At 64.3% G+C, this 24,927-nt stretch carries 25 protein-coding genes and 1 tRNA gene; 16 read left to right on the forward strand and 10 right to left on the reverse strand.

What is annotated here, in order from left to right; translation table 11 throughout:
• The first annotated feature begins 29 nt into the window (after positions 1 to 29).
• The 8 genes from VLA65_RS13165 (at position 30) to VLA65_RS13200 (ending at position 8,821) form a co-directional block, all read left to right on the forward strand.
• Entirely contained in the window at positions 30 to 1,475 is a 1,446-nt protein-coding gene (locus VLA65_RS13165) for an amidase (RefSeq protein ID WP_332602762.1), read from the forward strand.
• Between the two features lie 26 nt (positions 1,476 to 1,501).
• Positions 1,502 to 1,774 (forward strand): hypothetical protein, encoded by a 273-nt coding sequence (locus tag VLA65_RS13170; RefSeq protein ID WP_332602763.1) that lies wholly within the window; start codon positions 1,502 to 1,504, stop codon positions 1,772 to 1,774.
• Positions 1,775 to 1,844: 70 nt separating this feature from the next.
• Positions 1,845 to 3,209 (forward strand): GAF domain-containing protein, encoded by a 1,365-nt coding sequence (locus VLA65_RS13175; RefSeq protein WP_284990976.1) that lies wholly within the window; start codon positions 1,845 to 1,847, stop codon positions 3,207 to 3,209.
• Positions 3,210 to 3,291: 82 nt separating this feature from the next.
• Positions 3,292 to 3,918: a hypothetical protein gene (locus VLA65_RS13180; protein ID WP_332602764.1), complete on the forward strand. Its 627-nt coding sequence runs from the start codon at positions 3,292 to 3,294 to the stop codon at positions 3,916 to 3,918.
• 132 nt (positions 3,919 to 4,050) lie between these two features.
• Entirely contained in the window at positions 4,051 to 5,574 is a 1,524-nt protein-coding gene (gene exaC / locus VLA65_RS13185) for an acetaldehyde dehydrogenase ExaC (protein WP_306959029.1), read from the forward strand.
• Positions 5,575 to 5,698: 124 nt separating this feature from the next.
• Positions 5,699 to 6,721: an alcohol dehydrogenase AdhP gene (adhP, locus tag VLA65_RS13190; RefSeq protein ID WP_284990979.1), complete on the forward strand. Its 1,023-nt coding sequence runs from the start codon at positions 5,699 to 5,701 to the stop codon at positions 6,719 to 6,721.
• A complete protein-coding gene (locus VLA65_RS13195) occupies positions 6,721 to 7,137 on the forward strand; it encodes a DUF779 domain-containing protein (protein WP_332602765.1) in 417 nt (138 codons plus the stop codon). Before adhP ends, VLA65_RS13195 begins: the two co-directional genes overlap by 1 nt.
• Before the next feature lie 112 nt (positions 7,138 to 7,249).
• Positions 7,250 to 8,821 (forward strand): amino acid permease, encoded by a 1,572-nt coding sequence (locus tag VLA65_RS13200; RefSeq protein WP_332602766.1) that lies wholly within the window; start codon positions 7,250 to 7,252, stop codon positions 8,819 to 8,821.
• 45 nt (positions 8,822 to 8,866) lie between these two features.
• Here the strand turns inward: VLA65_RS13200 and VLA65_RS13205 are convergent, their stop codons facing one another.
• The 3 genes from VLA65_RS13205 to VLA65_RS13215 form a co-directional block, all read right to left on the reverse strand.
• Positions 8,867 to 9,502 carry a DUF2461 domain-containing protein gene (locus VLA65_RS13205; RefSeq protein WP_332602767.1) on the reverse strand — a complete coding sequence of 212 codons (636 nt, stop codon included), beginning with the start codon at positions 9,500 to 9,502 and terminating at the stop codon, positions 8,867 to 8,869.
• 158 nt (positions 9,503 to 9,660) lie between these two features.
• Positions 9,661 to 11,145 (reverse strand): catalase, encoded by a 1,485-nt coding sequence (locus tag VLA65_RS13210; RefSeq protein WP_332602768.1) that lies wholly within the window; start codon positions 11,143 to 11,145, stop codon positions 9,661 to 9,663.
• Positions 11,146 to 11,152: 7 nt separating this feature from the next.
• Complete coding sequence (locus tag VLA65_RS13215) at positions 11,153 to 11,632, reverse strand: Fur family transcriptional regulator (RefSeq protein ID WP_332602769.1); 480 nt, start codon at positions 11,630 to 11,632, stop codon at positions 11,153 to 11,155.
• Positions 11,633 to 11,839: 207 nt separating this feature from the next.
• On the opposite strand from VLA65_RS13215, the gene VLA65_RS13220 reads away from it, so the two are divergent.
• Together VLA65_RS13220 and htpX are read left to right on the forward strand one after the other, a co-directional pair.
• A complete protein-coding gene (locus tag VLA65_RS13220; RefSeq protein ID WP_332602770.1) occupies positions 11,840 to 13,111 on the forward strand; it encodes an MFS transporter in 1,272 nt (423 codons plus the stop codon).
• A 154-nt stretch (positions 13,112 to 13,265) separates the two neighbouring features.
• Entirely contained in the window at positions 13,266 to 14,135 is an 870-nt protein-coding gene (gene htpX / locus VLA65_RS13225; protein ID WP_332602771.1) for a zinc metalloprotease HtpX, read from the forward strand.
• 50 nt (positions 14,136 to 14,185) lie between these two features.
• On the opposite strand, the gene efeB is transcribed toward htpX, so the two are convergent.
• The 4 genes from efeB to VLA65_RS13245 all read right to left on the reverse strand — a co-directional run bounded on the left by efeB (position 14,186) and on the right by VLA65_RS13245 (position 18,470).
• Positions 14,186 to 15,577 (reverse strand): iron uptake transporter deferrochelatase/peroxidase subunit, encoded by a 1,392-nt coding sequence (gene efeB, locus VLA65_RS13230; RefSeq protein WP_332602772.1) that lies wholly within the window; start codon positions 15,575 to 15,577, stop codon positions 14,186 to 14,188.
• The gene (gene efeO / locus VLA65_RS13235; RefSeq protein WP_332602773.1) at positions 15,574 to 16,785 is read right to left on the reverse strand and encodes an iron uptake system protein EfeO; all 1,212 of its coding nucleotides are present in this window, start codon (positions 16,783 to 16,785) and stop codon (positions 15,574 to 15,576) included. The genes efeB and efeO overlap by 4 nt, the downstream gene beginning before the upstream one ends.
• Positions 16,786 to 16,820: 35 nt before the next feature.
• The gene (efeU, locus tag VLA65_RS13240; protein ID WP_332602774.1) at positions 16,821 to 17,675 is read right to left on the reverse strand and encodes an iron uptake transporter permease EfeU; all 855 of its coding nucleotides are present in this window, start codon (positions 17,673 to 17,675) and stop codon (positions 16,821 to 16,823) included.
• Between the two features lie 303 nt (positions 17,676 to 17,978).
• A complete protein-coding gene (locus tag VLA65_RS13245; RefSeq protein ID WP_059387254.1) occupies positions 17,979 to 18,470 on the reverse strand; it encodes a YajQ family cyclic di-GMP-binding protein in 492 nt (163 codons plus the stop codon).
• A gap of 186 nt (positions 18,471 to 18,656) precedes the next feature.
• Here VLA65_RS13245 and VLA65_RS13250 point away from each other — a divergent pair, with 186 nt between their 5' ends.
• Both VLA65_RS13250 and VLA65_RS13255 read left to right on the forward strand, forming a co-directional pair.
• A complete protein-coding gene (locus VLA65_RS13250) occupies positions 18,657 to 18,917 on the forward strand; it encodes a hypothetical protein (RefSeq protein ID WP_306959021.1) in 261 nt (86 codons plus the stop codon).
• Positions 18,918 to 19,050: 133 nt separating this feature from the next.
• Positions 19,051 to 19,132, forward strand: a tRNA-Tyr gene (locus tag VLA65_RS13255).
• A 182-nt stretch (positions 19,133 to 19,314) separates the two neighbouring features.
• Here VLA65_RS13255 and VLA65_RS13260 read toward each other — a convergent pair.
• Complete coding sequence (locus VLA65_RS13260) at positions 19,315 to 19,539, reverse strand: hypothetical protein (protein ID WP_332602775.1); 225 nt, start codon at positions 19,537 to 19,539, stop codon at positions 19,315 to 19,317.
• 138 nt (positions 19,540 to 19,677) lie between these two features.
• Here VLA65_RS13260 and VLA65_RS13265 point away from each other — a divergent pair, with 138 nt between their 5' ends.
• Positions 19,678 to 20,223 (forward strand): acyl-CoA thioesterase, encoded by a 546-nt coding sequence (locus VLA65_RS13265; RefSeq protein WP_059387273.1) that lies wholly within the window; start codon positions 19,678 to 19,680, stop codon positions 20,221 to 20,223.
• Positions 20,224 to 20,334: 111 nt separating this feature from the next.
• Positions 20,335 to 20,706 carry a thioredoxin family protein gene (locus tag VLA65_RS13270; protein ID WP_059387274.1) on the forward strand — a complete coding sequence of 124 codons (372 nt, stop codon included), beginning with the start codon at positions 20,335 to 20,337 and terminating at the stop codon, positions 20,704 to 20,706.
• A gap of 51 nt (positions 20,707 to 20,757) precedes the next feature.
• On the opposite strand, the gene VLA65_RS13275 is transcribed toward VLA65_RS13270, so the two are convergent.
• The gene (locus VLA65_RS13275; RefSeq protein WP_059387275.1) at positions 20,758 to 21,036 is read right to left on the reverse strand and encodes a putative quinol monooxygenase; all 279 of its coding nucleotides are present in this window, start codon (positions 21,034 to 21,036) and stop codon (positions 20,758 to 20,760) included.
• 102 nt (positions 21,037 to 21,138) lie between these two features.
• Between VLA65_RS13275 and VLA65_RS13280 the strand changes: the two genes are divergently transcribed.
• Both VLA65_RS13280 and VLA65_RS13285 read left to right on the forward strand, forming a co-directional pair.
• Positions 21,139 to 22,812: an AMP-binding protein gene (locus VLA65_RS13280; RefSeq protein WP_332602776.1), complete on the forward strand. Its 1,674-nt coding sequence runs from the start codon at positions 21,139 to 21,141 to the stop codon at positions 22,810 to 22,812.
• Between the two features lie 132 nt (positions 22,813 to 22,944).
• Positions 22,945 to 23,907: a hypothetical protein gene (locus tag VLA65_RS13285; RefSeq protein WP_332602777.1), complete on the forward strand. Its 963-nt coding sequence runs from the start codon at positions 22,945 to 22,947 to the stop codon at positions 23,905 to 23,907.
• 26 nt (positions 23,908 to 23,933) lie between these two features.
• Here VLA65_RS13285 and VLA65_RS13290 read toward each other — a convergent pair whose 3' ends face one another.
• Positions 23,934 to 24,923: a DNA-3-methyladenine glycosylase family protein gene (locus VLA65_RS13290; protein ID WP_332602778.1), complete on the reverse strand. Its 990-nt coding sequence runs from the start codon at positions 24,921 to 24,923 to the stop codon at positions 23,934 to 23,936.
• Between the last annotated feature and the right edge of the window lie 4 nt (positions 24,924 to 24,927).

Raw genomic sequence — 24,927 nt, forward strand, 5'->3', positions numbered from 1 at the left:
GCCCCGGCCGACCGGTCCTAAAATGAGCCATGGACGAGGAGCTCCGCTGGACGGACGCCGTCGGGCAGGCAGAACTGGTGCAGAGCGGCGCGATCTCGCCGGGCGAACTGCTCGACGCCGGCCGTGACCGTATCCGCGAGATCGATCCGGTCCTGCATTGCATCGTCGCGCACCTGGAGCCCGGAGCAGAAGGCCCGGCTCCTGGCGCTCCGTTTCCCCGGGTTCCCTTCCTGGTGAAGGACCTCTCGCTCGAGATCGCCGGAGCTCCCTTCAACGAAGGCTCCCGCTGGTTGAAGGACAACGTCTCAAGCCAGGACCAGGAACTTGCCCGCCGGTACCGCCAAGCCGGACTTGCGATCCTCGGGAAGACCAACACACCGGAATTCGGGCTCAGCCCGCATTGCGAGCCGGCCTTGCATGGTGCCACCCGAAACCCTTGGGACCTGGGGCTGTCCACCAGCGGCTCCAGCGGCGGGTCCGCCGCCGCCGTCGCCTCCGGAATGGTCCCCATGGCGCACGGGAACGATCTTGGCGGATCCCTGCGCTACCCGGCCGCCTGGTGTGGGGTTTTCGGGTTCAAGCCGACCCGCGGACGGGTTCCCATGGGCCCGGAGTATGGCGACGTGGCCGGGGGATTCGCCGTCGAACATGCGCTGACGCGGAGCGTTCGTGATTCGGCGGCGCTCCTTGACGCGACGGCCGGTCAGTCGCCCGGCGATCCATATTGGGCGCCGCCCCGGGCCCGGCCATTCCTGCTTGAGGCCGGAACTGCTCCTGGAAAGCTTCGCATCGCCGCAACCGCGACGCCCAACTCCGGGCAACAAGTGCATCCGGACTACCTAGGGGTGTTCGAGGAAACCGTGGAATTGCTGGCCGGGCTGGGCCACAGTGTCACGGAAGCGCACCCCGAGGGCCTGGGACGGGCCGGGCACCGGGCGGTCAGGGCCGTCTATGGTGGCGCGATCGCGTGGATCGAGGCGTACTGGACGCAGCGGATGGGTAGGCCTCCGGAAGCCGGTGAGATCGAGCCGTTCACCGCAGCCGACTTCGAGCGCTCGCGGGCTCTGACAGGTGGCCAGTATCTCCTCGGCATGGGGGAATTGCAGCGCTTCAGCCGCCGCCTGGCTGGATTCTTCGAGGAATTCGACGTCTGGATGACACCCACCGTCGGCTGGCCACCGTTGCCCCTCGGAACGCTGAATGGAACCGAGGAAGAACCGCTGCGCGGCGAGCGCGAAGCGGGCCGCTTCCTCATGTTCGACGGCGAATATGCCAACATCTCGGGCAACCCGGCCATGTCGGTGCCACTCGGAGTCGACTCGGCCGGCCTGCCGGTGGGCATGTCCTTCCTTGGCCGGTTCGGAGACGAGGCCACGCTCTTTCGCTTGGCGGGCCAGCTCGAGAAGGCCGCACCCTGGGCGGACCGCAAACCTGAAGCCCTCGAGCGGGCGTTGGCGGCACCGCACTCAAGCTGAAGCACGACAGGAGAGAAGCAATGTTCATGGGCGTCTACCATTTCGACGGAGATCCCGCTCAACTGCTGGAAGGCCACCAGCGCATGGTGGGCCTCCTGCCACCCGGTGCGTTGAAGATCCACGTGTGCCTATCCACTGAGGGTGGCATCTCGGTCTACGACACCTGCCCGGACAGGGCAACATTTGACCGCTTCAGCAGCGGCCACAGTTTCGCGGAACTCGTCGCGGAAGTCGGCTTGCCCGTACCCCGGATCGAAGCGTTGGGTGACGTCGAGTCGTACGAAATCCACCCGGAGTGAGCGGGTACACAAACCCCGGCGTCGCAACTAGACTGGCCCGTACTGTGCTGCGTCCGGTTTTGGGAGTTCGATGAAGAATCCGATCCATCCGGCAGCTTCGGTCAATGACGCCGCCGAGCTGCTGCAGCGTCATGCCCGCGCCGGGCACGAACACTTGGAATCGTGGCGTTACGGGCTTCCCGACGCCACGGAGCTTCCGGGTCTACGCAGCCTGATCAAGGAATCCTGGCAGCGATCCGCCCAGCTCAAAGCAAACCCGGACCAGCCCGAGGCGCCGCTGGTCATCGACCTCGACGAGCTCGAGGAATACCGCCGCCAACACCCGCTGGCCACCATCATGCCCGTCATCCAGAAGCTCCTCATCCAGCCCAGCTATGAGAGCGGGCTGCTGGTCGCCGTGGGGGACGAGCTGGGCCGCCTGCTGTGGGTAGACGGAAATCCCGCGATGCGGCGCCGCGCCGAAGGCATGATGTTCGTCGCCGGCGCGGACTGGTCCGAAGCCGCGGTCGGCACGAGTGCGCCCGGCACGGCGCTCGCCTTGGGCCGTGGAATCCAGATCTCCGGTGCCGAGCACTACAAGCGCTCCGTCCACCCGTGGAGCTGCACCGCGGTGCCCTTCCATGACCCTGATTCCGGAGCCCTGCTCGGCGTCGTCGACATCACCGGCACGGAAGCGGCCGTCGCACCCCACACACTTTCCCTCGTTGAAGCAACCGTGGCGGCCGCGCAGGCGCAATTACGGGTGGAAAGGCTCCAACTCGCGGCCACTAAGCACTCTGCGCCTGCCCGACGCCGGAACTCGCCTTCCGCCGTCGGCTCACGCCAGGGGACAGGACTGTACCGGAACAGCCTCCAGCTGCTCGGCCGGGACCAGGCCTTGTTGAGCATCGGAGGGCGCAGCATTCCGCTGTCCGCACGGCACAGCGAGATCCTGGCGTTGCTGGGAACCCGTCCCGAAGGGCTCAGTGCCGAGGAGCTCGCCCTGGCCCTCTATCCGGGGGATGGCTCGAGCGTGACGTTGCGGGCCGAAATGGTGCGCCTGCGCAAGGTGCTCCACGAGCTCGACCCCGCCGCCGTCCCGGAATCACGCCCCTACCGGCTCCCGATCGACCTTGGCCAGGATGCGGCCCAGGTTCTGTCCTGCCTGCAGCGGGGCGCCCACCGCATCGCGCTGGAGATCTACAAAGGCGCCGTCCTTCCGCATTCGGAAGCGCCCGGCATCGTGGAGCTCCGCGAGAAGGTTTCGGCGCTCCTGCGCGAGGCGGTCCTGAACGACGGCAGTGCCGAGGCGCTGCTCAAGTATGCCGGACTGCCCGAGGCGAAAAACGACGTCGACGTCCGGCTTGCCGCCCTCAGGCTCCTGCCGCCGCGCTCGCCAAAGCGGGCCGCCGTTGTCGCCGAGCTTGAACGACTGGAAAGCGAACTGTCGGCCTGAGGCGGGCCCTCGTGTGGCACTCGGGCAATACGGAGTTTTGGACCGTATCGTAGAAGCGAGCCAAACGAAAGAAGCTTCCTCCGTGTTGAACAAACGCCTCGCCGTTGCCCTGACTGTGTCCGGACTCCTTGCCGGAGTCACAGCTTGCGGGGCACCCGCCCAGACAGCCCCCGCGTCGGCAACGCCTTCGGCTTCGGCCACGCACTCGGCTTCGGCCACCACGGCTGCCGCCGACTGGGGACTTGATCCCGCGGCGGGCGCCCAGAGAATCAAGTCCGCAGGTCTGGATATCCTGACCGCCGAAGGCACCGCCGAGCACTACCACGCCCATCTGGACGTCCTGGTGGATGGCAAAGCCGTCCCGGTCCCGGCCGAGATTGGTTTCAGTTTCGGGGCCGACGGGCAACCCAACGGAATCTCGGCACTTCACACCCACGACACGACTGGCGTCATCCACATCGAAGCGCCCACCGCCGGCCTGAAGTACACGCTCGGCCAAGTCCTCAGCGAATGGGGAGTGTTGGACGGCAAGGACGCCACCGGAGCACCGCACGGCGGAACCGGAGGTTGGACCGTATACCTGAACGGCGTAAAACAGAGTGCGCCGGTGTCTGACGTGGTTCTCAAGGCCCACGACGAAGTGGTGCTCTCCTTCGGTTCCGCACCTTCGCCGGTTCCGAGCTCCTACAATTTCCCTGCAGGTCTCTAGCTTTCCGGGCCCGGCAGGGGAGTACTGCCCCGACGTGATCTGAACCACAAGGTTGCAACCTGCTTGCAACCTCCCCGCTCCTACGCTGATGGCACAGCAAAGCCACCATCATGCGCAGCAAAGGAGCTACAGATGACTGTTTATGCACAGCCGGGTGCCGAGGGTTCGAAGGTCACGTTCAAGGACCGTTACGAGAACTGGATCGGCGGCGAGTGGGTTGCCCCGGTCAAGGGGCAGTACTTCGAGAACATCACCCCGGTGACCGGCAAGGCCTTCTGCGAGGTGGCCCGCGGCACGGCCGAGGACATCGAGCTGGCACTGGACGCCGCGCACAAGGTGGCACCGTCCTGGGGCAAGACCTCCGCGACCGAACGCGCCGCAATCCTGAACAAGATCGCCGACCGCATCGATGAAAACGTCGAGCTGCTGGCCGTCGCCGAGACCTGGGACAACGGCAAACCCATCCGCGAAACCCTGAACGCAGACATTCCGTTGGCGGCGGACCACTTCCGCTACTTCGCCTCCGCGATCCGTGCCCAGGAAGGCCACCTGTCCCAGCTGGACGAGGACACCACCGCGTACCACTTCCACGAGCCCTTGGGCGTCGTGGGCCAGATCATCCCGTGGAACTTCCCGATCCTCATGGCTGTGTGGAAGCTCGCCCCGGCCCTGGCCGCGGGCAACGCCGTCGTGCTCAAGCCCGCCGAGCAGACCCCCTCCTCCATCCTGGTCCTCATGGAACTCATCTCCGACCTGCTGCCCGCCGGCGCCGTGAACGTGGTCAACGGCTTCGGCGTCGAGGCCGGCAAGCCGCTCGCCTCCAGCCCGCGGATCCGCAAGATCGCCTTCACCGGCGAGACCACCACGGGCCGGCTCATCAGCCAGTACGCGTCACAGAACCTGATCCCGGTGACCCTGGAGCTGGGCGGCAAGAGCCCGAACATCTTCTTCGACGACGTCGCCGCGCAGAACGATGCGTTCTACGACAAGGCCCAGGAAGGCTTCACGCTCTTCGCCTTCAACCAAGGCGAAGTCTGCACGTGCCCCTCCCGCGCCCTGGTCCAGGAAGGCATCTACGACTCCTTCATCGCCGACGCCGTGGCACGCACCAACAAGATCATCCAAGGCAACCCGCTGGACACCGACACCCAGATCGGCGCCCAGGCCTCCAACGACCAGCTGGAGAAGATCCTCTCCTACATCGACATCGGAAAGCAGGAAGGCGCCAAGGTCCTCACCGGCGGCGCCCGGACCGAGCTTTCCGGTGACCTCGCCGGCGGCTACTACGTCCAGCCGACCATCTTCGAAGGCCACAACCGGATGCGGATCTTCCAGGAAGAGATCTTCGGCCCCGTGGTGTCCGTGACGAAGTTCAGCGACTACAACGACGCCATCGGGATCGCCAACGACACCCTCTACGGACTCGGCGCCGGCGTCTGGTCCCGCAACGGCAACGTTGCCTACCGGGCAGGCCGGGAGATCCAGGCTGGCCGCGTCTGGGTCAACAACTACCACGCCTACCCGGCCGGTGCCGCGTTCGGCGGCTACAAGTCCTCCGGCATCGGACGCGAGAACCACGCCATGATGCTGGACCACTACCAGCAGACCAAAAACCTCCTGGTCAGCTACAACGAAAACAAACTCGGCTTCTTCTAAGCCTCATTTGACCTGGCGGGGCGGGACCAGCACAGATCCCTCCCCGCCGGCCCACCCTGGCCACCCCTCAGGAAAGCAGCACCTACACCGCACATCTAGTTTTAACGACGCAAGGATTTCGCCAATGACGACGACAATGCAAGCAGCCGTAGTAACAGAATTCGGACAAGACCTTCAGATCCAGTCACTTCCCCTTCCCACGCCCGGTCGAGGAGAAGCGCTGGTCAAGGTCATCACCAGCGGCGTGTGCCACACAGACCTGCACGCCGCCGAGGGGGACTGGCCGGTCAAGCCTTCACCGCCGTTCGTGCCCGGCCACGAAGGCGTGGGTGAAGTGGTTGCCCTCGGCGAGGGCGTCACCGACCTTGCCGTCGGGGACCTGGTGGGCAACGCCTGGCTATGGTCCGCCTGTGGCGATTGCCAGTTCTGCCGGACCGGTTGGGAGACGCTGTGCGAAGCCCAGAAGAACGCCGGCTATAGCGTGGACGGTTCCTTCGGTGAGTACATGCTGGTGGACAGCCGGTTCGCTGCGAGGATCCCGGCAGGTTCGGACCCCGTAGAGGTCGCCCCGGTGCTGTGCGCCGGAGTCACGGTCTACAAGGGATTGAAGATGACCGAGGCCAAGCCGGGCCAATGGGTCACTATTTCCGGCATCGGCGGCCTGGGACACATCGCAGTCCAGTACGCCGTGGCCATGGGCCTGCGGGTTGCCGCTGTGGACATCGCCGACGACAAGCTCGCCCTCGCCAGGAAACACGGCGCCGAACTCACCGTCAACGCCCTGCACGAAGATCCGGCGGAAGTCATTCAACGGGAAACCGGAGGCTGCCACGGCGTCTTGGTCACGGCAGTGCACCCCTCGGCGTTCGGGCAGGCGATCGGCATGGCCCGCCGTGGCGGGACCATCGTCTTCAACGGACTCCCGCCGGGAGACTTCCCTGCGCCGATCTTCGAGATCGTGCTCAAGGGCCTGACCGTCCGTGGTTCGATCGTGGGGACACGCCAGGACCTGGAGGAAGCCCTGGACTTTTACGCGCAGGGCAAGATCCACCCGACCGTGTCCACGCGGGAGCTCTCCGAGGTGAACGCGGTCTTTGACGAAATGAAGCATGCCAAGATCGACGGCCGCGTGGTGCTGAGGTTCTAATGCCCCACAACCGGCTTGACGCCGCAGTGACGCTGCCCGGGGAAGACTTTTCCCGGGTGGCGCTCACCGCCGTTTCGATCGAACTGCTCCGGAAGCTGTGGGAGCAACACGGTCCCCTCATGTTCCACCAATCGGGTGGCTGCTGCGACGGTTCCTCACCCATGTGCTATCCCGCCGGCGAATTCATCACCGGTGATTCGGACGTTCTGCTCGGACTTTTCGACATTGGCGAGCCCGAAGGGCCGCGGCCTTTGGAGTTCTGGATGTCCCGGGAGCAGTTCAATTACTGGTCCCACACGCATCTGACGGTGGACGTAGTGGACGGCCGCGGGAGTGGGTTCTCAGTGGAATCGCCTGAGGGGAAGCGCTTCCTTATCCGTTCCACGTTGATGGATTGGAACGTCTCCAATCTCTGAAGATGGACCGTGCTTGTGTCTCACGATTCGGGACAAATGTGGGGGTCCATTGGCTGGACACTACTCTTGATGAGTCTGTTTCTACCACCTCATCAAGATTGTGGACTTTTCTATGAACCTCTTCCGGACCAAATCGATCGAGCAGTCCATTGCGGACGCCGATGAGCCCGGACGCAAGCTCAAGCGTTCCCTCAGCACGTGGGATCTGATGATCATGGGCGTCGCCGTTGCGGTCGGCGCCGGGATCTTCTCCGTCGGCGCCAAGGCCGCTGCGAACTTCGCCGGTCCGGCCGTGACCATCTCGTTCGCTGTCGCAGCCGTCACGTGTGCTTTGGCCATCATGTGCTACGCCGAATTCGCTACCGCGATCCCGGTTGCTGGGTCCGCCTACGTCTTCACCTACGCCACCATGGGCGAAGTCCTCGCTTGGATCATTGGTTGGAACCTCATCCTTGAACTCTTTACCGCTGCTGCGGTGATCGCCAAGTACTGGGGAATCTACTTGAGCAAAGTGTTTGCGCTTATGGGTGTGGATATGCCGCCGGCCGTGAACGTTGCCGGCGTGGATCTCTATTGGGGTGCTTTCCTCATTGTCGCCATCTTCACGGTGCTCCTGGTGCTCGGCACGAAGCTCTCCGCACGGGTGGGCAACGTGTTCACGCTGATCAAGATCGCCGTGGTGCTGTTCGTGATTGTTGTCGGGTTCACCTACGTGAAGTTCTCCAACTACGCGCCCTTCGTCCCGGCATCGCAGCCTACCGGGGGCAACGACGGCGCGGATGTCATGAAGCAGTCCTTCTTCGGCTTCCTCACTGGTGCGGTTCCGGCGCAGTACGGAACGCTGGGCATCTTTGCCGGCGCAGCGTTGGTGTTCTTTGCCTTCATTGGCTTCGACGTGGTTGCCACCTCAGCGGAAGAGGTCAAGAACCCGCAGAAGACCTTGCCCCGGGGCATCTTCGGCGGCCTGGCGCTGGTGACGCTGCTGTACATCCTGGTCTCCCTGGCCCTGACCGGCATGGTGTCTTACACCCAACTGGCCGAAGCCAAGAACCCCACCCTGACCACGGCCTTCGAGGCGGTTGGAAACACGGACGCGGCCAAGGTCATTGCGTTTGGCTCGCTCATCGGTTTGACCACCGTCATCATGGTGCTGCTCATGGGCCTGGCCAGGGTGGTCCTTGCCATGAGCCGTGACGGCCTGCTCCCGCGCGCGCTGTCCAAGACCAGTGCCAAGCGTTCGACGCCGGTCCGCCTCCAGATCATCTGCGGCGCTGCCGTGGCAATCGTCGCTGGCCTGACCAACGTGGATCTTCTCGAGGAAATGATCAACATAGGTACCCTTTCGGCCTTCGTCATGGTGAGCCTGGGCATCCTAGTCCTGCGTAAGAAGCGTCCAGATCTGAAGCCGGCTTTCCGGGTTCCGTTCGGCAAGGTGCTTCCCGTGGTCTCTGCCGTCCTGTGCGTCTACCTGATGACAAACCTGGCAGTGGAGACCTGGATCTTCTTCGCCATCTGGCTGGCAATCGGACTTGCCATCTACTTTGCCTATGGACAGCGCCACTCCCGCTTGAACGAGAAGTTCGCATCGGCGAAAGCCGCTGTGGCCGGGAACGCCGCTATGTCCGACAAGGCCGCGGCTTCCGACAAGAGCGGCGACGACGAAGACAGCCTCAGCAAGGTTTGATCCCGGGACCGGGCTCACTGCTTGGCTAGATTCACGGCCCTACGCTTACGGCGCCGCGTGTTCGTTGACCCATTCCACAAGCGGGCGCAGTACCTCCCAACGCTTGGCGATTTCTTCTTTGGCCGAGGGCTCGGACATCCATTCCGGTTCGCCCAAGGTCATGCCTGCGGACAACGACTTGTGCTTCAGAAGCTCGGCCCGGGGATGGTCTTTGTCGAAACCACGAGGCACGGTCTTGAGCTTCTCGCCTTCCACCGCGAAACCTGCCGCGGCGATGGAATCGACGATCTTCTGCAGTTGCTCCCCGCTGGCCGGCGAATCCGTGGCTGCGCGGAAACGGGCAATCTGCTCCGGGGTGCGCGAGTGGCATCCACCCCCGACCAACAGGCCGTCTGCACTGAGCTGGAGGTAGAAGCCGACGCCCTCCTTGTCTGCCGCAAACGCTCCCTGTGCCGTCTTGTAGGGGGACTTGTCCTGGGAAAAACGGATATCCCGGTTCGGACGGAACACCTTGCCTGGCCCGAATCTTGGCTCAAGCTCCTCCAGTAACAGCGTCAATGGCTCCTTCACGGCGGAGTCGTAGATGTCTTTGTGCTCCAGCCACCATTCGCGGTTGTTGTTCTCTTCAAGTTCGGCATAGAAGGCGATCGCCTCCGCGGGGATCCCGGTAAATGTGCTCATGTAAGGATCCTATGGATCACCATGCCGAGCTAGCCAGAGCCATTGTTTGCTATGTGGAAAACCCGCCGAGGAACGCTAAACAAGACCCGCTATTCATGCCAAAAAAGCAACCCCGCCACGTAAATTCCGTAGCGGGGTTGCTTCGTTGGAGGCCGTTGTTACAGCTTGTTCGCTGCTTCCGCAGCCGACTCGCCTTCGCCCGCGCCGAGGTTGGCGCGCAGCTTGGCACCGAGTTCGGCGTCCACGTTGGTCCAGTACTGGATGGCGCGTTCCTTGATGTCGGCGCTCTTGACGCCACCGACGGCGCCGGTGATGGTGTCCAGCAGACGGGCCTTGGCGCCGTCGTCGTACACCTCGCGATAGAGCGCGCCAGCCTGGACGAAGTCGCCGTCCTCGGCGTGCAGGGAGTGTGCGGAGAGCGTCAGCTCGCCGTCGTTCTCCCAGCCGCCGGCCGGGTTCTGCGGCTCAACAGCAGCCGGGCCACCCACGGAGTTCGGTGCGTAGACCGGAACCGAAGGAGCGTTGAACAGGTAGCGTCCCGCGCCGTCCTGGCTGTAGTTGTTGACCTGGTTCTTCGGCTGGTTTACCGGGATCTGGGCGTGGTTCGTGCCCACGCGGTAGCGGTGTGCGTCGGCGTAGGAGAAGATGCGGGCTTGCAGCATCTTGTCCGGGGAGGCGGCGATGCCCGGAACGAAGTTCGACGGCGCGAAGGTGGCCTGCTCGATCTGCGCGAAGTAGTTATCCGGGTTCTTGTTGAGCTCCATGGTGCCAACGTGGATCAGCGGGTAGTCCGCGTGCGGCCACACCTTGGTGAGGTCGAACGGGTTGAAGCGGTAGGTCTTCGCGTCTTCGTAAGGCATGACCTGGACGTGCAGTTCCCACGACGGGAAGTTGCCGGCGGCAATGTTCTCTTGGAGGTCGCGGATGTAGAAGTCCGCGTCCGAACCGGCCAGCTCTTCAGCCTGGTCGCCCGTGATGGTCTTGACGCCCTGGTTGGACTTGAAGTGGTACTTGACCCAGAAGCGCTCGCCCTCGGCGTTGATCCACTGGTAGGTGTGCGAGCCGTAGCCCTGCATTTCACGCCAGGAAGCCGGCAGGCCGCGGTCGCCCATGAGCCAGGTGACCTGGTGTGCGGACTCGGGGGAGAGGGTCCAGAAGTCCCACTGCATGTCGGCGTCGCGCAGGTGGGTGCCCGGGAGGCGCTTCTGGGAGTGGATGAAATCCGGGAACTTGATGCCGTCGCGGATGAAGAACACCGGGGTGTTGTTGCCCACGAGGTCGTAGTTGCCCTCGGAAGTGTAGAACTTGACGGCGAAGCCGCGGGGGTCGCGCCACGTGTCAGGGGAGCCGTTCTCGCCTGCGACGGAGGAGAAGCGGATGAGCATGTCCGTCTCGACACCGGGCTGCAAGAAAGCAGCCTTGGTGTACTTGGAAACATCCGAGGAAGTCTTGAAGGTACCGAAAGCGCCGCCGCCCTTGGCGTGGACAACACGCTCCGGGACGCGCTCGCGGTTGAACTGGGCGAGCTTTTCCACCAGGTAGTGGTCGGTCAGGATGATGGCACCATCGGCACCAACGGACTTGGAATGCGCGTCCGAGGTGACGGGGGCGCCCGACTGGGTGGTCGAGATGTTCGCGGTCATCGTTCTCCTATTTCGTGGTTACTTGCGTGTGAGTAGGAAGCTGTTGTTTGGCCTGGCAGTCCTGGCAGATGCCTTGGTACAGGACGTCTGCGATCTGGATGGTCATGGGTTTGGAGTGCTCATCCCAGTGCGGGGTGAGGCACGGGGCATGGCCGACGGCACAGTCGACATCCTCCACCCGGCCGCAACTGATGCAGACGGCGTGGTGGTGGTTGTCGCCCACTCGGGTCTCATACAGCGCGGGAGAGTGGGGCGGTTCGAACCGTCGCAGCATCTGTAGGTCCGTGAGGTCGCTCAGCACCACATAAACAGACTGCGCTGTCAGTTCGGGAAGTTCCTTGCGCGCGGCAGCCAGGATGCCTTCGGCCGGGGAATGTGGATTGTGCTGAACGGCCGCGAGGACCGCCAAGCGCTGCTTGGTCACGCGGCGTCCGTGGGAATGCAGGGCGGAAGCCCACTCTTCCTGGTCTGCCGTGTGATCTGCCATACGCCCATTGAAGCACTTATTATGAGTACTTCACAATAAGGTGAGGCTAACTTCGGATGAACCCGCCGACGGCGGGCCGGCACTCGGGCGCGACGGCACCCCGCTCGCGGGCCGGACTCGGGCCCGACGGCGGACCGCACCGCAGCTGCGAACCCTGCCCCCGCGGCGCTCCGGGAGGGCGGATGGCTTGGTGGGTAGGGTTGGACGGTGGCAAAACTCTTGGCTGACATGACCCCGCTTCGCGAAAGCCCCGCATTCCGCCGCCTGTGGCTGGGGTCTTCGGTGTCGATGGTCGGATCCCAGCTGACCCTGGTTGCCGTGAGCCTCGAGGTCTACAGCATCACCCAACAGAGCCTTTACGTGGGACTGCTCAGCATCTTTGCCCTGGTTCCGCTGGTGATTGCGGGCTTGTTCGGCGGCGCCCTTTCGGATGCCTATGACCGGCGGAAGGTCGCCATTGTTGCGTCCCTCGTCCTGTGGGCCTGCAGCGTGGCCCTGGCACTCCAGGCCTGGTTCCAGCTCAACAATGTCTGGATCCTGTTCCTCCTCGTCGCTATCCAGAGCGGCGCGCAGGGCATCAACGGACCGGCACGCAGCGCCATTATTCCCTTGCTGGTCCGCAAGGAACTGCTGCCCGCCGCCAACGCGTTGAGCATGCTCAACATGGGCATTTCCATGACGGCAGGCCCCCTGCTGGCCGGTGTGCTGGTCGCGTCGAGCGGTTTTGGCTGGACCTACACGATCGATGCGCTCAGCTTCGCCTTCGCGCTGTGGAGCCTGTTCAAGCTCCCGGCCCTTCCCGCGGCGGAGAACGCGTCGGCACCCGGGCTGCGCTCCGTCGTCGAGGGCTTCCGTTTCCTGGGCACCCGGCCCAACCTTCGCATGACGTTCATCATCGACCTCATTGCGATGATCTGCGCCCAGCCCCGTGCCCTCATGCCCGCGATCGGAGCCACGATGATCGGGGGCGGTGACGCCACTGTGGGTGTGCTGCTCGCGTCCGTGGCCGTCGGCGCCTTCCTGGCGGGACTGTTCTCCGGGCCCCTGGGGAGGGTGCGGCGCCAGGGGAGCGCGGTGGTGTGGTCCGTGGCAGGATGGGGCTTCTCGATTGCTGCTTTCGGGCTGGTGGTGGTCCTGGCCGGGGACGCAGGGCGCGATGGCGTCACGCTGTGGATCATCCCGGCGGCCTTGTGTTGTGCCCTTGCCGGGATCTCGGACTCCGTCAGCGCGGTCTTCCGCACGACCATCCTGCAATCGGCCACTCCGGACCACATGCGGGGACGGTTGCAAGGCGTGTTCATTGTGGTGGTTTCCGGTGGTCCGCGCGTGGGGGACATGCTCTCCGGTGGAGTCACGAAAGTTCTCAGCGAAGGCTGGGTGCTGCTTCTCGGCGGCGTGCTGTGCGCAGTGCTTGCGTGGCTGGTGGCGCGCGGTCAGCGTGGATTCCTCCAGTACGATTCGCTCCACCCGGTGCCTTAGCCCGAACCCAGCCCCGCGCCCAACTAGCCCGCAGTTGTTGTCGTTATGGTGGTTCAGAACGACAACAAATGCGAGCTAGTTGGGCGGAACGTCCGGGCCGCCGTCGGCGTTAATCGGAACAGAACCAAAAGCCGTACTGCAAGAAAGTAGTGAAGTGCATAATCATCACAATGGCCTGAAGACCGCAGCGCTCTTCGGTGTGCTCTGGGCGGTGCTGCTGGGACTCGGTGCCCTGATCGGGGCGAGCACGCGCAGCGCCGGACCCATCTGGATCATGGCAGTGATCGGCGTCGCGACAACGGCTTATGGATATTGGAACAGCGACAAGATCGCCATCCGCTCCATGGCCGCGTACCCGGTTTCGGAAGCGGAGGCACCGCAGCTGTACCAAATCGTCCGGGAGCTCTCCGTGAGGGCCAACCAACCCATGCCGCGGATCTACGTTTCTCCGACGATGACCCCCAATGCCTTCGCCACGGGACGCAATCCCAAGAACGCCGCCGTGTGCTGCACCGCGGGGATCTTGAACTTGCTCGACGCGCGCGAACTCCGCGGCGTCCTCGGGCATGAACTCATGCACGTCTACAACCGCGACATCCTCACTTCGTCCATCGCGGCCGCCGTCGCCGGCGTCATTACTTCGGTGGGCCAAATGCTGCTGTTCTTCGGCGGCGGGGACCGGCGGAACGCCAACCCGTTTGCCATGATCGCCATGGCCCTCCTGGCGCCGTTTGCCGCCTCGCTGATCCAGCTCGCCATTTCCCGCACCAGGGAGTACGACGCCGACCACGACGGCGCGGAGCTCACCGGCGATCCGCTGGCGCTCGCCTCAGCCCTCCGCAGGATCGAAGCAGGCGTGAAGCAGGTGCCGCTGCCGCAGGATCAGCGCCTCGTGAATACTTCGCACCTGATGATTGCCAACCCGTTCCGCGGCGGTGCCATGACCAAGCTGTTCGCCACCCACCCGCCCATGCGTGAGCGCATCGAGCGGCTCGAACGGATGGCCGGACGGCCGCTTTCCTAGCCAGCGGTCCCGTAGATCGCCCTACCGGCCGCGTCCGACGACGGGCGGCTTCATGCGAACAAGCCCTCACCAATGAAGCCGCCCGCCTTGATGCCCGGAGGCACCGCGAACAGGCCGGAGCCCGTGTGCTTGAGGTACTCCAGGGCCAGCTTGTCGCTCTTTGCCATCGTCATCTGCATGGGCACGTAGTGCGTCCGCGGGTCCTTGACGAAGGCGATGAAGAACAGGCCTGCATCGAGGTGGCCGAGCCCGTCCGAACCGTCGGCGTAGTTGTATCCGCGGCGAAGCATCTTCACGCCGTTGTTCTGGTCCGCGTGGGCGAGGCGGACGTGGGAATCGATGGGAATCAGCGGCTCGCCATCGCGGCCCTTGATTGCGAAGTCCGGCACCGTGAATTCTTCCCCTCCGGACAACGGCGCTCCGGCACCTTTCGTGCGGCCGATCAGCCCTTCCTGTTCGCGGAGCGAGGTCCGGTCCCAGATCTCGATATGCATCCGAATCCGGCGGGAGACAAGGTAGCTGCCTCCCGCCATCCACGCTTCACCCGGGCGGGTTCCGGCGGTGGCCCAGACGTGCTCGTTGAGGAGTGCTGTGTCTTCCGACTTCAGGTTGGCCGTGCCGTCCTTGAAGCCGAAGAGGTTGCGCGCGGTGGTCTGGGCCAGGGAGGTCGACGAGGTGCGGCCGAACCCCAGCTGGGACCAGCGGACGCGCACCTTGCCGAAGCCGATGCGTGCGAGGTTCCGGATCGCGTGCACGGCGACCTGCGGATCGTCGGCGCACGCCTGGACCACAATGTCGCCGCCGGTACGCGCGGCCTCGAGGGCATCGCCGGGGAAATGCGGCAAGTCGATCAGGGCATCGGGCCTGCGGCCCTCCAGCCCGAAGCGCGGCTTGCCGTCCTTTTCGAAGAGGCCCGGGCCAAAGCCGAACGTCAACGTCAGCTTGCCGGCCGCCAGATCGAGGGCTTCCCCGGTGTCTTCAGGCGGCGCGTCGTAGGGGCCGTCGACGGCGCCAGTCGCGCCGGTCGTGCGACCGGTGGTCATGGCTTCGGCTGCGGCGGTCCAGTCCTTCAGGAGCTGGATCAGTGCGGCGCGGTCCTCGACCGTCACGTCGAAGGCAGCGATGTGGAGGCGATCCTGGGCGGGAGTGATGATCCCGGCCTGGCGCTCGCCGTAAAAGGGAACCACGTCGCTCGCAGCACTGGCCGGGGCCGCCTCAGCTGCCACCGCATCGTGGCTGAGGTATCCGGCGGCAAGGCCTGCCACTGCACCGACACCGCCCACGCCGGCGAGGGAGAACAGTCCGCGACGGGACATGCCGCGCTTGCCGCCGTCGTCCTTGGCAGCGGACGCAACGGCCGCGTTGGCCGGCCCGACGGCGGCAGCCTCGGTCCCGCCGTCGGGCGCCTCAGCGGTCTCGTGGTTGAAAGGGCAGCCGCTCACAGGACCACGGCTGAGGTGAGCTTGGACAACGGCTCTCCCAAGGCGTCGACCAGCGCGGCGAGCTGCTGGACCTCGGCGGGGCTGAGTTCGTTGTAGTACGCGAAGCCGTCACCCTTGGCGTGCTTCTTGAGTTCGGCCTCAAGGGCAGCGAACTTCCCGTCGAGGCTCGTGGCCAGGGCCGGGTCTTTCTGCGCGAGCGCAGGTTTGAGGTTTTCGAACGCTATCCGCGCGCCGTCGATGTTGGCCTGGAAGTCCCAGAGGTCCGTGTGGGACCAGATTTCTTCTTCGCCGGTGACCTTGCCGCGCGCGACTTCGTCCAGGAGCTCCTTGGCGCCGTTGCCGAGCTTGTCCGCGGAGAGCACCACAGTGCGGGTGCGCTTGCCGAGCTCCTCGGTGTCGGAAACGAGCTGCGTGGCGATTTTGGCCCGCTCGGTGGCCGTCAGCGCTGTGTAGCCCGACGGCGGGAACAAGTCCTTCTCCGCGCGGTGCCAGCCGGTCCATTCCTGGCCCGGTTCAAGGTCGGCTTCGCGGGCATCGAGTTTGGGGTCGAGGTCCCCGAAGGATTCCGCTACGGGTTCGATCCGTTCCCAGTGCATGCGGGTTGCGGCGTACAGTTCGCGGGCCTTCGTTACGTCGCCCGCCGCGTAGGCATCGGCGAAGGCCTTGGTGCCGGTCACAAGCTGCTCAGTCTGGTCTTTGACGTACGCCGTGTACTGCTGAACCCCAGTGTCCACAAGCTTCTGGAAATCGGCATCGACGCCGGTCTTGTTTCCGGAGTCCGTGACCTCAAAGGCGGCTCGGATACCGTCGCCCTGCATGCCCGGCTTGCAGGCGGTGGTGTACTTGCCCGCGGGAGCAGTGACCACCAGGTTGCGGGTCAGGCCGGGACCGATGTTCTCCACTTCGCCGACGATCCGCAGGCCGTCCTCGGCGAGGAGGTAGAACTCGGTAATTTCAGTGCCGTCGTTCTTGACCGCGAAGCTCAGGTTGCCGCTGGGGACGCTGCCCGTGGAGACTTTGCATTCGGTTTTGGTGCTGGTGACCTGGATCGGTCCGGCGGAGGCGCTGGCGCCCGGCGTCTTTGTGTTATCCGTGCAGCCGGTGAGTACGAGCGGAACGGCGGCGGCAGCGGCGACGAGGGCGAGGGACGTCCGGCGGCGTGAAGCCGTTGTGGGCAGGGACATTTTGGGCAGGGGAGTGCCAGGCATGGGGGTTTCCTTCTGTTGTGGGGTGCGGGAAGCTTTTAGGCAGCGTTGGCGGCTTGGGCCGTCGGGGCGTTGCCGGTGGACTGTTGCGGCGAGGAACCGTTGGTGCGGATGTAGAAATAGAGCACAGGGATCACGTACAGCAGCCAGGCCCCGGCTTCGAGCCACGTGGTGGCCGGGGACAGGTTGAGGGTGCCCTTCAGCAGGGTGCCGTACCAGGATGACGGCGGGATGGCCGCGGAGACGTCGAACGCGAGGGTGTGGAGCCCCGGCAGGATTCCGGCTTCCTGGAGGTCATGGATGCCATAGGCGAGCACACCGCCCGCGATCACGATGAGGCCGACTCCGGTCCAGGTGAAGAACCGCGAGAGGTTGACCTTGAGGACGCCGCGATGCAGCAGGTATCCGAGCCCGGCAGCGACGGCCAGGCCGAGTAGCGCGCCTAGCAGCGGCTGCGACGACTCGCCGGCGGCCTGGGCAGCAGCCCAAAGGAACAGCGCAGTCTCAAGTCCTTCGCGGCCCACCGCCAATGCCGCCACCACCACGAGGCCCCACGCGGCGCCGTCGGCCATCTTGTCCACTTGCGACTTCAGCTCGCCGCCGAGGCTGCGGGCGGTGCGCGCCATCCAGAAGACCATCCAGGTGACGAGCCCGACGGCGGCAATCGACAATCCGCCCCCGATCGCCTCTTGCGCGGCGAAAGTCAGTCCCTGCGGACCGAAGGTGAGCAAGGCGCCGAAGGCGATGGATACGGCCACGGCGATGCCGACGCCGGCCCAGAGCCGGGGGAGCAGCGAGCGGCGTCCCGTCTTGACCAGGTAGGCCATGAGCAGGACCACAACGAGGGTGGCTTCAAGGCCCTCGCGCAGGCCGATCAGGAAGTTCGCGGTCATGTGGAATCCTTCGTTAGGGGAGCCACACTTAGGCTCACCTAAGGAAGTACAGTACCCGTTCGGAGGGATTGCGCAAAAGAAACGTGTCGTAATTATTTTGGGGTGGATGTCACGCGCCGCAATCTTGTGACCTCCGCGGATCGGTGCAGTCGCGGAATCCCGGGGCCTTCGCCAGGCCTCGACCCCAAAAAGTTGCCTGCAGTGACGCGCCTGTCTCCGTTAACGACGACGGCGCGCTGCCCGCTCAGGGGGCAACGCGCCGTCGTCGTACTTCCGGATGGCGGCCTGGGCCGCCGCGGAGTCCTAGCTGCGGAAGTTCACGAACTGGAGATCGGCCTCTTCGAACTTCTTGAGGATGTTCATGGTCTCCTGCAGGTCATCGCGGGACTTCGAGGTGACGCGGAGCTCGTCGCCCTGGATCTGGGACTTGACGGACTTAGGGGCTTCGTCACGGATGATCTTGTTGATCTTCTTCGCGATGTCCTGGGCAATGCCCTCCTTGATGGAGCACTCCAGGCGGAATTCCTTGCCGGAGGGGTAAGGCTCGCCCTGGTCGAGGGACTTCAGGGAGATGCCGCGCTTGATGAGCTTGGACTGGAACACGTCCAGGACAGCGAGGATGCGGTCCTCCGAGTTGGCCTTCATGAGGATCTTCTCGCCGCTGAAGTCGATCTCCGCGCCGACGCCCTTGAAATCGTACCGCTGGGCGATTTCCTTCTGGGACTGGTGGAGCGCGTTGGCGACTTCCTGCTTGTCTACCTTGCTGACGACGTCGAATGTGGATTCGCCTGCCATGACTCTCCTTGTGATCGTTGGGGGTGGCCCGGAAACGGGCGGTTTTGTCTGCCATCCAGCCTAGTACGGAAGCGCCCGGCGTGTGCTGAACGTTCACAGTTCGCTCACAGCACACGCATGGCCGGAACTGAGACTGCCCCGACAGAGTTGTATCAGTTTGAAGAGCCCGTCCTGAAAAGGAGCACCATGAGCAACCAGGCCGTCCGCTACGTCACCAAGTCAGCCGCTGCCGCCGCCGGTTCAATCGGAGTCGCTGCCGCCACGGCCGCAGGCGCGGTTGCAGCCGCAGCGCTCGCCGCCTCCGTGGTCCTGAGCCCGGTCCCGGACGCGGCGTCGCGGATGGATGGCGTCCACGCGGACTTGTTGCGGGCCGTGCAGCTCAACCAGATCACGCTGGAGCAGGCGGCCAGTTTCGAGGCCAAACTTGCAGGACGGATACTTGGTTAGCCTGAGATTTCCGCCGATTTTGGGCCCTTGAGGGCTCGATTCGATTCTTCGGCAGAAGTTCTGTAAGGTTGTCTTGCTCGCGCTTACCGGATCGGAAACGAAGCGATGATCGGGAGTGACTTCTTTGAAGTTCGGCAGATTACCCGAGCGGCCAAAGGGGGCTGACTGTAAATCAGCTGGCAACGCCTACGGGGGTTCGAATCCCTCATCTGCCACAAAATTAAATCCCCGGAACCAATGGTTCCGGGGATTTTTTTGTCCGTGTTTTCTGGGGAGGCCCCGTTCGAGGCGCGCGGGGCCGTTCGACGCGGAAAATCCTTTGCGCGGCGCTGGTGGATTCTCGACGCACGAATTCCGGTGTCGACAGGGATTTTGCGTGTCGACGGCGAAAGCCCAGTTAGCTCGCGCTGCCCGGTTCCAGCCAGTATCCGTCCTGGTGATGGACGAGTTGACGGCCCAGGCCTCCGGACAACTGGATCCAGAGCGTGCTGCGATCCTCGGTCATGCCGTCCAAGGTGCCTACGATCCTGTTGCCGCGGGTGTCCTGCAACACCAACTCCTGGTGGAGCGGAAGTTCCGGCCACACCTCTGCGTGTGCCCTGATGGTTTGGGTGGTGCTCACGGGATCTCCTTGGTGCCTTCTGCAATTTGTTTCAGACATTCTTCCCTCGGCATGTGAACCGGCGGTAAACGACATGCCATGTAGCGACACACAAAACGGGGTTGTCCCGAAATGTTACTGCGGAGTAACATTGCGGTTATGCATTTGCTTCTCCGAACCCTCTTGCTCTTGTTCACCTCGTCCAGGCGGAGCCGGCTCAGCGTTTGGGGCACGTCTTCCTTGCCCATGCGAGTGCTGCCCACGGACATCGACATTGCGATGCATGTCAACAACGGCATGTATTTCTCGCTGATGGATCTTGGACGCTTCGACCTCATGGTGCGCGCGGGGATCTGGCAAAAGATGCGCAGACGCCGCTGGAGCCCCGTGGCAGCTGGGGAGACCATCGCGTTCCGGAAGTCGTTGCAGCTCTGGCAGCAATACACCATCGAGTCGAAGATCATCGGGCTCGATTCGAAGGCGATCTACTTTGAACAACGAATGGTGGCCGACGGCGAGATCTACGCCCGCGCGCACATTGCCACACGGCTTGTCGCCAAGGGCCGGCCCGTGAGCCAGGAGGAAATCCTGGCCGAGTTCGGCGAGCCCCCCGCGGACCTCGAGCTTCCGGAATGGATCCACGAGTGGCGCGAGAACAACGCGCTCCCCGGTGCCAGGAAGGCCGCCCCTCACCTCTGGCACTAGCCGACGGTACCGGGCGGCCCCAAACGAGCTGCCCGGCGTCGTGCTTTATTCCCGGTTTGCCGGGTAGCGAACAAGCGCGACTTAGGCGGTGCGGTCGCGTACCGTGGAAGCATGGCTACAGTTGACATCACCGGCGAGCAGTTCGCATCGACCATCGAGGGCAATGACATTGTCCTGGTGGATTTCTGGGCTGCGTGGTGCGGCCCTTGCAGGCAGTTTGCCCCCACATACCAGGCTGCTTCCGAGAAGCATGACGATGTCTTCTTCGCCAAGGTGGACACCGAGGCCGAGCAGCAGCTGGCCGCCGAAGCCGGTATCTCCTCGATCCCCACGCTCATGGCCTTCCGCGAAAAGGTCCTCGTGTTCTCCCAGCCGGGCGCACTGAACGGACCACAGCTGGAGCAGGTCATCGAGGCCGTCAAGGGTCTCGACATGGATGAGGTCCACGCGCACATCGCAAAGCAGCGCGCCGAAAACTCCTAGCAAACGCCATCGGCTGTTGCCCACTTTCCAGTGGGCAACAGCCGATGCTAGTTAGAGGCGCTCGAGCTTCACCGGCTCCGCGAGCAGGGCGCTGAGGGATTCGTTGAGGTCCTGGACGGCGATGCCCTTGGAATGGGTGTCGAGGTGCTCCTCGGATGCCCACTGCTCGGTCAGGACCAGCTTGTCCTCGTTGGCTTCGGTGAGCTCGTAGCGGATGCAGCCGGGTTCGTTCACCACTTCGTCGATCGCGATTTCCAGCGCGAGCTTCACGCGGAAGAATTCGCCGTCGTTGGGAATGAACGTGGCCTGCAGGTCAATGGGTGCACTCATGGGATTCACATTACCGGCTGGCCCGGCAACGCCCTGAAATATTTTGTAGGACTTCCAAGCAAAAGTCTTCTCTTGGCCCCCCGGAGTTGGTAGCGTGCGTTCATGCTTTCCTACACAGCCGGGGACACTGACGTCCCGCTGCTTGAAGAGACCATCGGCGCCAACTTCGAACGCGTCGCGGCGCGGTTTCCGTTGCGGGACGCGCTCATCGAAGCCGCCGTGGTGCCGGGCGATGAGGCCAGGCGCTGGAGCTACGAAAAACTGAACGACGACGTCGATCGCCTCGCGCGTGCGCTGCTCGCCATGGGCGTCGCGAAGGGTGACAGGGTAGGCATCTGGAGCCCGAACTGCGCCGAATGGACCATCCTGCAATACGCCACGGCGAAGGTCGGGGCGATCCTGGTCAACGTCAATCCGGCGTACCGCAGCCATGAACTCGAATTCGTGGTCCGCCAAAACGGCATGCGGATGCTGGTGGCCGCGCCATCGGACAAGAACAGCGACTATGCGGCCATGGCCCGGGAGGCCTTGACCAGTTGCCCCGAGCTTCGGGAGCTCGTGTTTCTTCCCGATCTGGGACTGGACATGCTTAACGCAGGCGAACCGCAAACTGACGCCGAGCTGACGTACGCCGAACTGCTCAAGCGGGCGGACGACGTCGTCCCCTCAGCGCTCAAGGCTCGGATGGCGGAGCTGGACCCGCACGATCCCATCAATCTGCAATACACCTCGGGGACCACGGGCTTCCCCAAGGGCGCCACCCTGACGCACCACAACATCCTCAACAACGGCAACCAAATCGGCAGGCTGTTGGGATACACGGAACGCGACCGCGTGGTCCTTCCGGTGCCTTTCTACCACTGTTTCGGCATGGTCATCGGGAACCTGAACGCCCTGAGCTTCGGGGCGGCCACCATTATTCCCGGCCGCGGATTCACCCCGGCCGCCGCCATGGAAGCGGTGCAGGATTTCGGCGGGACCTCGCTGTATGGCGTGCCCACCATGTTCATCGCCGAGCTGGCTTTGCCGGATTTCGCGTCCTACGACCTCTCGACGCTGCGTACCGGCGTCATGGCCGGCTCACTATGCCCTATCGAGGTCATGGAGCGTGTCATCGCCGAGATGAACATGCGGGACGTGGCCATTTGCTACGGCATGACCGAGACTTCTCCCGTATCCACCATGACCCTCGCGGCCGACACCCTGGAGCAAAGGACCACGACTGTAGGGCGCACGATGCCCAGGCTCGAGTCCAAGATCGTGGATCCGGGCACCGGCGAAACCCTGGAACGCGGGGGGATCGGCGAGCTGTGCACGCGGGGCTACGCCGTGATGGCCGGGTATTGGGGCCAGCCGGAGAAGACAGCCGAGGCCATCGACGACGACGGCTGGATGCACACCGGCGACCTCGCCCGGATGGACCCGGACGGTTTCATCATCATCGAAGGCCGCATGAAGGACATGGTCATCCGCGGAGGGGAGAACATCTATCCCCGCGAAATCGAGGAGTTCCTGTATCGCCATCCCGCCATCCAGGACGTCCAAGTCATCGGGGTGCCTGACCCCAAGTACGGCGAGGAACTGATGGCCTGCATCATCCTCAAACCGGGAGCAGCGTTGGACTTGGACGGAGTGCAGGAGTTCTGCCGCGGCAAATTGGCCCACTACAAGATCCCGCGCTACGTGGACATCAGGGAGAGCTTCCCCATGACGGTGTCCGGCAAGGTGCGCAAGATCGACATGCGCGAAGAAGCGATCACCCGCCTTGGACTCTAATTCCAACGCGGGGTCACTTACGGCCCATGTTGGGCGGCAACATGGGCCGTAAGTGACCCCGCGTTGGCTTGCTTGGAAGTCAGCCTGTGGATAACTCCTTGCCGGGGTCAAATTGCGGACAAACTGGATCCCATGGTCCGCATCATGCCGCTGCCGGAGGAACTTAGTAACCGTCCTTTCACGGTCTATGAATCCCGCGTGCTTGGCGTCGCTCCGAAGCGGCTCCGGGCCAGGGATATGTCCGACGGCGGGCGGCTGATCTACTTGCCTGCGGGTCGTGACTTTGAGTTTGCCGAACAGGCGCGGGTCCTTGCCGCGGCAACACCGGGCGCCTGGGTGTCCCATGAGAGCGCTGCGGTACTGACCCGGCTCGGCCTTCCTCCGTGGCTGGGCGACTGCGAGACGGTCCACCTGAGCAAGCCCCATGAGCTTCCCCGGGTCCGCCGGACCGGGGTGACGGGGCACCGAGTCCGTGTCCTCCAGGGCGAAGTCACGGAGATAGGCGGTATCCCGGTGTCCTCCCCGTCCCGGACGTGGCTTGACCTGGCGCATCAGTTGCCGCTGCGGTACGTGATTGCCATGGGCGATCAGCTGATCCGTAGGCCTCGGCCTGGCCTTGAAGGAAGGACGGAGGCCTACGCCACCAAGGAAGGATTGCGGCTCCTGATCCGGCAGCATCCGAACATGAAAGGCGTGGAGAAGGCCCGGCTTGCCCTTGAAGACATGCGGGTTGGAGCAGATTCGTTTCCGGAGACATTCCTGCGGCTCGCAATGTCGGATGCGCGATTGCCTGAACCGGAACTGCAGCTCCGCCTCGACCCGGACGATCCGTGGTCGCCGTCCGCGGACCTGGGGTACCGGCGGTTTCGGATCGCCGTGCAGTACGACGGCGCACCACATCTCACGCGGGAACAGCAGACACGGGACAACCGGAGGGACGAAGCGTTCACCAATGCCGGCTGGTCCTACTTCAAGGCCAACGCCGATGATCTGGCCGAAGGGTTCTCTGGCCTGATTGTCCGGATCAAACGCGCGAAACTCCGAACGCGGGGTCACTTACGGCCCATGTTGGGCGGCAACATGGGCCGTAAGTGACCCCGCGTTGGGGGGCGTTGGTGGCGTTAGTGCCCTCGGTGGTCCTGGATGGTCATCCGTGGTCCGAAGGTCGGCTTGCGGAAGCCGCTGAGCCCGAGCATCCGGACTACCCGCTGCCGGTGCCCACGCCACGGTTCCAGGAGGGCGATCATTCCGGCGTCGTCCGTCTTCCTGCCTGTGAGCGCATAACCGACGTACGAGGCCAAATGGTAGTCGCCCACCGCGATCGAATCAGGGCAGCCATGGGTCCGCTGGACCACCTCGGCGGCCGTCCAGACGCCGATGCCCGGGATGGTCTGCATCTTGGCCCAGGCTTCAACCGCGCTGAGTGAGGCGAGCCGTTCAAGCGCGACGGCGGATCGCAGCGCCCGCATGACCGTCGCCGAACGCTGGGGACCAACGCCTGCCTTGTGCCATTCCCACGAAGGGATGGCTAACCATTGGGCTGCGGTCGGCGCCACGAGTAGCCCCGAGGGGCCCGACGTCGGGAGGCGGCCTGCGCTTGGCGCTGCGGTGCCGTACCTGTACATCAGGTAGCGGTAGCCCCGGCGGGCTTCGATAGTGGTGACCTTTTGCTCAAGAATCGTGGGCACGAGGGAGTCCACCACGCGGCCGGTGGTGGGCAAACGGACGGTGAGGTTCCGGCGTCGGGCTTCCCGGACCATGCGCGGGAGGGTGGCATGGAACGCAGCGTCATCAAAGCCGGACCAGTCGTCCCCGCTCCCCAACAACGCAGGCACGGAGGCAATGGCGGAGCCCGCGCCGGGGCCCCACGCCTGGGCATCGACACGGGTGTCTTGGCCGGTTCCCGCGGCGGTGAGGCGCAGCGTGGCCGGGCCGTCCGGCGTCGTGAAGGCCATCCACACCCCGTCCTGCCGTGCAGCGAAGGACGGATCGCCGTTGCCGCGCATGAGGATTCCCACGGTCTGCAGGAGGTCGAAGGGGCCGCCGGGGTGCCATCGCACGGATGCGTCGGCCGCAGCCGCTGCGGCGGGTGGGGCATCGACGATGGTCATTCAT

It is taken from the genome of Arthrobacter sp. S2(2024), assembly GCF_036662515.1.
In the GTDB taxonomy this organism is placed as follows: domain Bacteria; phylum Actinomycetota; class Actinomycetes; order Actinomycetales; family Micrococcaceae; genus Arthrobacter.

Excerpts from the sequence above, each read along its gene's own strand:
- VLA65_RS13165 (WP_332602762.1), top strand. The coding sequence starts at position 30 with ATGGACGAGGAGCTCCGCTGGACGGACGCCGTCGGGCAGGCAGAACTG.
- exaC (WP_306959029.1), top strand. The coding sequence starts at position 4,051 with ATGACTGTTTATGCACAGCCGGGTGCCGAGGGTTCGAAGGTCACGTTC.
- VLA65_RS13265 (WP_059387273.1), top strand. The coding sequence starts at position 19,678 with ATGCATTTGCTTCTCCGAACCCTCTTGCTCTTGTTCACCTCGTCCAGG.
- VLA65_RS13290 (WP_332602778.1), bottom strand. The coding sequence starts at position 24,923 with ATGACCATCGTCGATGCCCCACCCGCCGCAGCGGCTGCGGCCGACGCA.
- VLA65_RS13205 (WP_332602767.1), bottom strand. The coding sequence starts at position 9,502 with ATGAGCACATTTACCGGGATCCCCGCGGAGGCGATCGCCTTCTATGCC.
- efeO (WP_332602773.1), bottom strand. The coding sequence starts at position 16,785 with ATGCCTGGCACTCCCCTGCCCAAAATGTCCCTGCCCACAACGGCTTCA.
- VLA65_RS13195 (WP_332602765.1), top strand. The coding sequence starts at position 6,721 with ATGCCCCACAACCGGCTTGACGCCGCAGTGACGCTGCCCGGGGAAGAC.
- VLA65_RS13250 (WP_306959021.1), top strand. The coding sequence starts at position 18,657 with ATGAGCAACCAGGCCGTCCGCTACGTCACCAAGTCAGCCGCTGCCGCC.
- efeU (WP_332602774.1), bottom strand. The coding sequence starts at position 17,675 with ATGACCGCGAACTTCCTGATCGGCCTGCGCGAGGGCCTTGAAGCCACC.
- VLA65_RS13175 (WP_284990976.1), top strand. The coding sequence starts at position 1,845 with ATGAAGAATCCGATCCATCCGGCAGCTTCGGTCAATGACGCCGCCGAG.
- VLA65_RS13275 (WP_059387275.1), bottom strand. The coding sequence starts at position 21,036 with ATGAGTGCACCCATTGACCTGCAGGCCACGTTCATTCCCAACGACGGC.
- adhP (WP_284990979.1), top strand. The coding sequence starts at position 5,699 with ATGACGACGACAATGCAAGCAGCCGTAGTAACAGAATTCGGACAAGAC.
- VLA65_RS13215 (WP_332602769.1), bottom strand. The coding sequence starts at position 11,632 with ATGGCAGATCACACGGCAGACCAGGAAGAGTGGGCTTCCGCCCTGCAT.
- VLA65_RS13170 (WP_332602763.1), top strand. The coding sequence starts at position 1,502 with ATGGGCGTCTACCATTTCGACGGAGATCCCGCTCAACTGCTGGAAGGC.
- VLA65_RS13285 (WP_332602777.1), top strand. The coding sequence starts at position 22,945 with ATGGTCCGCATCATGCCGCTGCCGGAGGAACTTAGTAACCGTCCTTTC.
- VLA65_RS13210 (WP_332602768.1), bottom strand. The coding sequence starts at position 11,145 with ATGACCGCGAACATCTCGACCACCCAGTCGGGCGCCCCCGTCACCTCG.
- VLA65_RS13245 (WP_059387254.1), bottom strand. The coding sequence starts at position 18,470 with ATGGCAGGCGAATCCACATTCGACGTCGTCAGCAAGGTAGACAAGCAG.
- VLA65_RS13200 (WP_332602766.1), top strand. The coding sequence starts at position 7,250 with ATGAACCTCTTCCGGACCAAATCGATCGAGCAGTCCATTGCGGACGCC.
- VLA65_RS13270 (WP_059387274.1), top strand. The coding sequence starts at position 20,335 with ATGGCTACAGTTGACATCACCGGCGAGCAGTTCGCATCGACCATCGAG.
- VLA65_RS13280 (WP_332602776.1), top strand. The coding sequence starts at position 21,139 with ATGCTTTCCTACACAGCCGGGGACACTGACGTCCCGCTGCTTGAAGAG.